At 45.6% G+C, this 7,460-nt stretch carries 7 protein-coding genes, 2 tRNA genes and 1 rRNA gene; all 10 read right to left on the reverse strand.

The window, feature by feature from the left end; all coding sequences use genetic code 11:
• Positions 1-11: 11 nt before the first annotated feature.
• A complete protein-coding gene (tsaD, locus tag AR335_RS21425) occupies positions 12-1,028 on the reverse strand; it encodes a tRNA (adenosine(37)-N6)-threonylcarbamoyltransferase complex transferase subunit TsaD (protein WP_062239994.1) in 1,017 nt (338 codons plus the stop codon).
• Positions 1,028-1,477 (reverse strand): ribosomal protein S18-alanine N-acetyltransferase, encoded by a 450-nt coding sequence (gene rimI, locus AR335_RS21430; RefSeq protein ID WP_062239995.1) that lies wholly within the window; start codon positions 1,475-1,477, stop codon positions 1,028-1,030. The genes tsaD and rimI overlap by 1 nt, the downstream gene beginning before the upstream one ends.
• A gap of 9 nt (positions 1,478-1,486) precedes the next feature.
• Positions 1,487-2,179: a tRNA (adenosine(37)-N6)-threonylcarbamoyltransferase complex dimerization subunit type 1 TsaB gene (tsaB, locus tag AR335_RS21435; RefSeq protein ID WP_062239996.1), complete on the reverse strand. Its 693-nt coding sequence runs from the start codon at positions 2,177-2,179 to the stop codon at positions 1,487-1,489.
• A complete protein-coding gene (gene tsaE / locus AR335_RS21440) occupies positions 2,176-2,631 on the reverse strand; it encodes a tRNA (adenosine(37)-N6)-threonylcarbamoyltransferase complex ATPase subunit type 1 TsaE (RefSeq protein ID WP_053356079.1) in 456 nt (151 codons plus the stop codon). The genes tsaB and tsaE overlap by 4 nt, the downstream gene beginning before the upstream one ends.
• A gap of 9 nt (positions 2,632-2,640) precedes the next feature.
• Positions 2,641-3,624, reverse strand: coding sequence for a thiamine-phosphate kinase (gene thiL, locus AR335_RS21445; RefSeq protein WP_062239998.1), 984 nt, complete (start codon positions 3,622-3,624; stop codon positions 2,641-2,643).
• 251 nt (positions 3,625-3,875) lie between these two features.
• Positions 3,876-3,951 (reverse strand) — tRNA-Asp (locus tag AR335_RS21450).
• 35 nt (positions 3,952-3,986) lie between these two features.
• Positions 3,987-4,063: transfer RNA gene (locus AR335_RS21455), tRNA-Met, on the reverse strand.
• Positions 4,064-4,253: 190 nt separating this feature from the next.
• Positions 4,254-5,636 carry an amino acid permease gene (locus tag AR335_RS21460; protein ID WP_062240001.1) on the reverse strand — a complete coding sequence of 461 codons (1,383 nt, stop codon included), beginning with the start codon at positions 5,634-5,636 and terminating at the stop codon, positions 4,254-4,256.
• Positions 5,637-5,737: 101 nt separating this feature from the next.
• A complete protein-coding gene (locus AR335_RS21465) occupies positions 5,738-6,880 on the reverse strand; it encodes a trans-sulfuration enzyme family protein (protein ID WP_062240003.1) in 1,143 nt (380 codons plus the stop codon).
• A gap of 459 nt (positions 6,881-7,339) precedes the next feature.
• Positions 7,340-7,455 (reverse strand): 5S ribosomal RNA (rrf, locus tag AR335_RS21470).
• Between the last annotated feature and the right edge of the window lie 5 nt (positions 7,456-7,460).

The following is a 7,460-nucleotide window of genomic DNA, read 5'->3' on the forward strand; positions in this document are numbered from 1 at the left end:
CCCTTCTTACGTTACTGTGCCTCTAAATCGAGACCTGGTACACCATTGAGTGCCCAGTCTGCTCTTTTTCCTTTTTGATAGGCAATACTGCCGGCGGCTGCGATCATAGCAGCATTATCTGTGCATAAGTTGAGCGGAGGAATAATGAGCTCATAGGGAAGATCGCTGAACTTAGCTTCCAGCGCCGCTCTTAATCCTTTATTCGCTGCTACACCGCCTGCTAAGAGCACCTGTTTCACATTATGCTCACGCGCAGCACGTGCGGTTTTTTCTACAAGCACATCAATGACCGATGCCTGAAAGCTCGCCGCCAGATCTTCAGGCTTAATAATCTCTCCGCGCTGCGCCGCATTGTGGACGGTATTGATAACAGCTGACTTTAAGCCGCTGAAGCTAAAATCATAAGAGTCTGCTTCCAGCCAGGCACGGGGCAGGTTAAGGACGGGTTCTCCATCCTGCGCAAGCCGATCAATGTGCGGTCCTCCCGGATAGGGAAGGTTCAAGGTACGCGCTACTTTGTCATAGGCCTCTCCAGCTGCGTCATCTCTCGTCTCACCGATCACTTCAAACGAGCCATGCTCCTTCATCAGAACAAGCTCAGTATGGCCCCCGGAAACAACAAGAGCAAGCAGCGGGAACTCCATCTCAGTGATCAGCCGGTTGGCATAGATATGCCCGGCGATATGATGAACCGGTACGAGCGGAAGACCATGGGCAAATGCCAAGGCTTTCGCCGCATTCACACCGATCAAAAGCGCCCCCACGAGTCCTGGTCCCTCTGTAACGGCAACCGCCGTCACGTCTTCCATTGTAATTCCCGCATTCTGAAGCGCTTCTTCCATCACTACTGTAATCTGTTCAACATGATGGCGTGATGCCACTTCAGGCACGACTCCGCCAAAACGCTTATGGCTTTCAATTTGTGAAGCGACTACGTTTGCCATAATTTCTGTTCCATTTTTCACGAGCGCGACCGCTGTTTCATCACAGCTCGTTTCAATCGCCAGTATAATTTCATCCTGTTTCATCAAAGCATCACCCACATCACTAAAGCGTCTTCCCCATTATCGCTGTAATAATTTTTTCTGATACCGCCATCCTGAAAACCAAGCTTGCGGTATAAATTTTGTGCTACATAGTTGCTGACCCTGACTTCAAGGCTGAGCCTTGCTGAACCATAACGCTTCGCCAGTATCATCGCCTGCTTCATGATCGCTTCCCCAAGCTTCTTGCCTCTGTATTCAGGACGGATCGCCACATTTGTAATATGGGCATCATCTATAATGACCCAAACACCGCAGTACCCAACAATTTTCCCATCCGTCTCTAGTAAAAGGTAGTAGGCAAACTGATTATGGACAATCTCATTATAAAAAGCTTCCTGTGTCCAAGGCAGAGTAAAGGAAGCGTGTTCGATTTCAATGATATCCTGCAGGTCATTGACCGTCGCCAACCTGTATGTGTATGTCTCCTCCATGGTCTGCACCTACTCCTTCTGTGCCGCCAGCCAATTCACTTCCGCTTCTGCAAGCTGAAGGTAGCTGGGAACAAAATGATGGACAGATTCTGGTTCCTTCCCCATGCCGATTCGTGCCAGTTCAGACGGGCGCGGGTTATGATCAGCTGACGTACCGAACACCGCTTGATCACCGAGCTCTTCTAGAATACTTTCTTTATGCAGCTCTAAATCGTTTCCCAAAAACAGAACCGGTTTCTCCAGGCGTTTCAATTCTTCAAGCCAATTGGTCCTCAATGCAAGCCGGTCCTCTTTTACCGCTTGAAAGCTGCCTTTTTCACAGCCATACAAGCCTGTATATAGCTGGGTCCTCCTGGCATCAAACAACGGGCAGACATAGCCATTGAAGTATTTTCCGTTCTGAGCCAAGACCTCAAGACTGGAAACACCTGCGAGCTCCTTTTTCAGCGCCCAGGCCAGCGTTTTCGCGATTGTTACCCCGATTCTCACTCCTGTATACGATCCTGGCCCTTTCGCCGTAATGATCCGGTCCAGATCGGCTGGCTTCATATTCATTTCCTTCAATAAATCATGAATCGCCGGCATAACCCGGATGGAGTGATTCTTTTTCAAGTTCGTCGTATAATCCCCAATGACTTTCTCTCCATCAACCACAGCAATACCCATGACGAGGTTCGATGTATCTATGGCTAAGGCCTTCATTTTCCTAACTCCTTACATATCGTAATAAATCGTTCGCCTGCAGGGTGAAATTTCAATTCCCTTTTTTCGTCTCCCGTGCGGCGGATCTCAATATTCAGCCGGTCTTCCGGAAGCCGGTCAGCAATGAACTGTGCCCATTCCACCACCGTTACTCCTTCACCTTCAAAATATTCCTCAAATCCCAAATCCTCATCGCTGTCTTCCAAACGATATACATCCATATGATAAAAAGGCAGACGCCCCTTATATTCTTTAATGATGGTGAATGTCGGTGAATTGACCACCCGCTTTACACCCAGACCCTTGGCAAGACCTTTTGTGAATGTCGTTTTACCTGCACCAAGATCTCCTTCAAGAGTAAGCACATCCCCCGGCCCAAGCAAGGTTCCAAGCTTCTCAGCAAGCTCACTCGTTTCTTCAGGAGAAGCTGTTGTTATTAAAAGTTGTTCCATACTTGCACCTCAATCAGAAAAATGGTTATATCCCGCTTTCGACAGTTTTTCAACCGAAGTTCCTCTGTTCAGCAGCACACCGGGCGTCCCTTTTGTTACCCGTCCGATCACCATTAAACAAATCCCGGCTTTTTCGCAAGCCGCCTGCACTTCAGGAAATGCATCCGGAGACATCGTCCCGATCAGTTTGTAATCTTCTCCGCCAAACAGCATCCATTCGTCCTGCATCTTGCTGGGATAGTACTGGATGGCTGCACTTTTTGGAAGTTTATCATGAAAAAGTGTGATCGAAACACCGCTCGCTTCTGCGATCTCATTTGCTTCGCTGGCCACGCCATCACTGATATCGTTCAGCGCCACTCGTCTATTGGACTTCGCCAAGATCCTCCCTGCCCCCACATGCGGCAAAGGAAGCTGATGCTCTTTGACAAGGAGAGCTTCCTCTGTGCTGAATTCACCTTGGTGGGACCGTTCTAAAAGCAGGGACAATCCACCCGCAGAATCTCCGACCGGGCCTGATACAAAAACAACATCATCAGGTTCAGCGTTGCTTCTCAAAAGCTTCCTTCCTTGCTCTACCTGGCCCAATACGGTCACAGATAAAACAAGAGGACCTTTCGTAGAAACGGTATCGCCGCCGATCAGATCCATATCATATTCTTCAGCAAGTGCAGCCATTCCCTTGTAGATCTGGGACAGCTTCCCTTCCTCCCATGAATGCGGAATAGAAATAGAAACCAAGTAAAAGAGAGGTATACCACCCATTGCAGCAATATCGCTAATGTTGGCGGCAAGCGCTTTATGGCCGACATGAAACGGAGTCAATGTGCTTTGCGTGAAATGAACGCCCTCCACCATCGTATCAAGGCATACAATCTGATCAAGCTCTGAACCTTTTATGAGAGCCGCGTCATCCCCAATTCCTTGTATAAGCGAAGACTGTTTATGGCTGGCCGGACTAATCGTTTTAATCCACTCAAATTCATCTTTCATCGTATGTACCCTTCCACTTTCACGGTCGTTTTTACAAAAAAGCCTTTTGATTTTATACCCTATCCTATTTAAAATCCCTGTGCATTTTTTTAAAAAAAGCCTTTTGATTTTTCATTCTATAAAAAATCCCTAGGCATCGAATGATCCTAAGGGTTATGTGTCTTTTATTAGTTTATCTTATTTTATGGAAAAAACCTATTTTTACATAAAAAAACACGAAACAAATTGTTTCGTTTACGTTTTAAAAGTAATGGCGGACCCGACCGGGGTCGAACCGGCGATCTCCTGCGTGACAGGCAGGCATGTTAACCACTACACCACGGGTCCATTTATCATTTACTCATGGAGTAGATAAATTAAATTGGTTGCGGGGACAGGATTTGAACCTGCGACCTTTGGGTTATGAGCCCAACGAGCTACCAGACTGCTCCACCCCGCGATGATATGAATGTGTACGGACGATGTGTCCGAGTATCGACTGTCATATGATGTATTCGGCTGACTTTTTCATCCGAACTCATTTATGTCTGAGTCGACAATAATTAATATATCATGAATTTTGAAATCACGCAACTCTTTTTGTATAATTGCACGCCAGTAAATTTTTACTGACGTGCAACTTAAAATTATTATGCCACTTTCTCGTCTTTATTATCCTTTTTATTAAGACCTTTTCCATAATAAAAAGCAACAAGTCCTAAAATCCAGATCGGTCCAACGATAAGAGCGATTCGTGTTTCTTTAAAGTACCCCATGATTCCTACCACCATCAGCAAAAAGGCTAAAGCAATATAAGATCCATAAGGCCACAGTGGTGTTTTGTACTTCAATTCTTTAAGTTCTTGCGGTGATAACGACTTTCTGAACTTTATCTGGGACAAGAGAATGGTTCCCCAAGTCCATATTGCTCCGAATGTAGAGATACTTGTAATCCATACAAACACTTTAGATCCCGGGAAGAGATAATTCAGAATAACCCCGATCAATAGGACTCCTGAAGATACAAGGATTGCCTTTGACGGAACACCGGTGCGGCTGATTTTTTTCATGCCGGCCGGCGCCTGCTCCTGCTCAGCCAGATTGAACAGCATGCGTCCTGTGCTGAAAATACCGCTGTTACAGCTGGAAAGGGCTGCTGTCAAAACAACAAAGTTGATGATTCCAGCGGCTTGGGCAATACCGATTTTATCAAAGGTCAAAACAAATGGGCTTCCAGTAGTACCAATTTCATTCCACGGGTAGATGGACATGATAACAAAAAGTGCACCCACGTAGAATAGTAAAATTCTCCAAAACACAGTGTCAATTGCACGGGCAAGTACCTTTTTCGGGTTTTTAACTTCTCCAGCCGTGACACCAATCATCTCAATGCCCAAGAAGGCGAACATGACCATTTGCATGGACATTAAAATACCTTTAACTCCATGAGGAGCAAATCCTCCATGATTCCAGAGGTTGCTGATCCCTGTAGCAATTCCGTGATTCCCAAAACCGAATATAATAATGCCTAGACCTGTAACAATCAAAACGATAATAGCGACAATCTTAATTAAAGCAAACCAAAATTCAAATTCTCCATAGGCTTTTGCGGTGATTAAGTTGACAGAAGCCATAATAACCAATGCAGCTAGTGCCCATATCCATGTCGGTACATCTGGAAACCATTTTTCCATATAGATTCCGACAGCTGTAATTTCGGCCATACAGGTAACCACCCATAAAAACCAGTAGTTCCAGCCTGTGATATAACCGGAAATCGGACCAAGGTTGTCTTTTGCATACCGGCTGAACGAACCAGCTACCGGATTATGAATCGCCATTTCTCCAAGGGCTCTCATAATCAAAAACATGACGGCGCCCGCAATCGTATAGGCAACGAGTATAGCAGGACCAGCAAGCTTTATAGCATTAGCAGAACCCAAAAATAACCCAACACCAATTGCGGCACCAAGTGACATTAATGTGATATGTCTTGATTCCAATCCACGGTGTAATTCTTCTTGTTGCTTCATATATCTTGTCGTCCTCCTTGCTGTCTTTGTAAAGCGCTTTCATAGCTATTCTAGCACACTCTCACAAATTCGACAAATCTGATAATTTACCATAAATTCCCTTACAGCGCATGATTAAGGGCGTTTTGGAAGACTTCGGTAATGTCCCCCTTATCTTCAATGCCAACCGAAATCCTTACTACATGTTTCGTAATCCCCAGTCTTTTTATAAGCTCGTCCGGCATGGCTCGATGAGAAGTCCCTAGCGGATAGGATACACTCGTCTCCACACCTGCCAGCGTTGCAACGATTTTAACCCATGATAAGTGGCGGAAAAACCCTTCAATATCGGCATCATCACTCAGCTCAGCAGTAACAATCGCTCCGTTGCCTTGCATGCTGGCCGACTCAGGATAATATACCTTTTTAATGGCTGGATGTTCCTTCAAAACCTCTGCTAACCAAGCTGCGTTCTTCACTTGCCGTTCCATTCTTACGCTCAAAGTCTTTAATCCTCTGGCCGCCAGCCACGCATCAAAAGGGCCGAGATTACATCCAAGGTTCGCCATCTTTTCTTTGGCTTTTTGAACAATGTCCTGATCCCCTGCAATGATTCCCGCTGTTACATCACTATGTCCTGCAATATATTTTGTCGCACTATGTATGACTACGTTCACACCCTGCACATACGGCTGAAGAAGGTATGGAGTAGCAAATGTATTATCAATCATCGAGATGACTTTATTTTTCTTGGCCAGCTCTGCTATCCCGTGAATGTCCTCTACTCTAAGCAATGGATTAGTAATGGATTCAGAGTATAAGATCTTTGTATTGGGCTGTATGGCTTCTTGAATGGACTGCTGATCCGCAAACGGGACAAACGTGACTTCAATGCCAAACGTCTTCAATTCTGAAGCAAACAGATGGTATGTACCGCCATATAGATCATCACAGGCAACAATATGATCTCCGCTTTGCGCAACTGCAAGCACCGCACATAAAATCGCTGAGAGTCCAGAAGACGTCGCTGCTCCTGATGGTGCTCCCTCCAGCCGTGCCACTCCCGTAGCTAAATCATCATTGTTCGGATTATCCACCCGTGAATACAAGTACGGCTTGTTTCCTCTGAAATAATCTTCAATGTCATCCAGGTCTTTAAATGAATAGGCAGTGGTTTGGTAAATAGGCTGTACCTTGCTTGCCACTTCCGACTCCCGGATTGTACTAAAATGAACAGCTTTTGTATCAAACTTTTTATCCTTCATGCTAACACCTCTTCAGCCATAATTTCACCTATCATACCATATCTGCTGTAGAAGAGTTATGTGTGTTTTTAATAAATTGCAGAGATGCTCTTGGCTGGTGTGTGGAAAGGGGTTTATTGAAGAAAAAGAACTAATTAGGGTTTGTTTTTATAGTAGATTTTCTGGACTTCCCCCTATGGGGTGGCTTCTTTTTGATGTATATATGAGGGTTCAAGGAGGGTTCGAGGTCAGATGAGCGTAATTTAGGCGATCTTTCCCTGGGCGATTTGGATCGTTACTTGCGGGTTTGGTTGGTTTACCTGCGGCTTTGGCTCTTTTACTTGCGGTTCGACAGCGTTTACTTGCGATTTCACACCCGTTACTTGCGGTTCGACAAGGTTTACTTGCCTATCACGTCATTTTCATAAAAGAACATACAAAAAAGCACTGCTGAAATCAATCCAACAGTGCTTCGTGCATGCCCGGCAACGTCCTACTCTTACAGGGGGAAGCCCCCAACTACCATCGGCGCTGAAGAGCTTAACTTCCGTGTTCGGTATGGGAACGGGTGTGACCTCTTCGCTATCGCCACCAGACATAT

The sequence above is a fragment of the Fictibacillus sp. FJAT-27399 genome (assembly GCF_001510655.1).
Classification (GTDB): Bacteria; Bacillota; Bacilli; order Bacillales; family Fictibacillaceae; genus Fictibacillus_C; species Fictibacillus_C marinisediminis.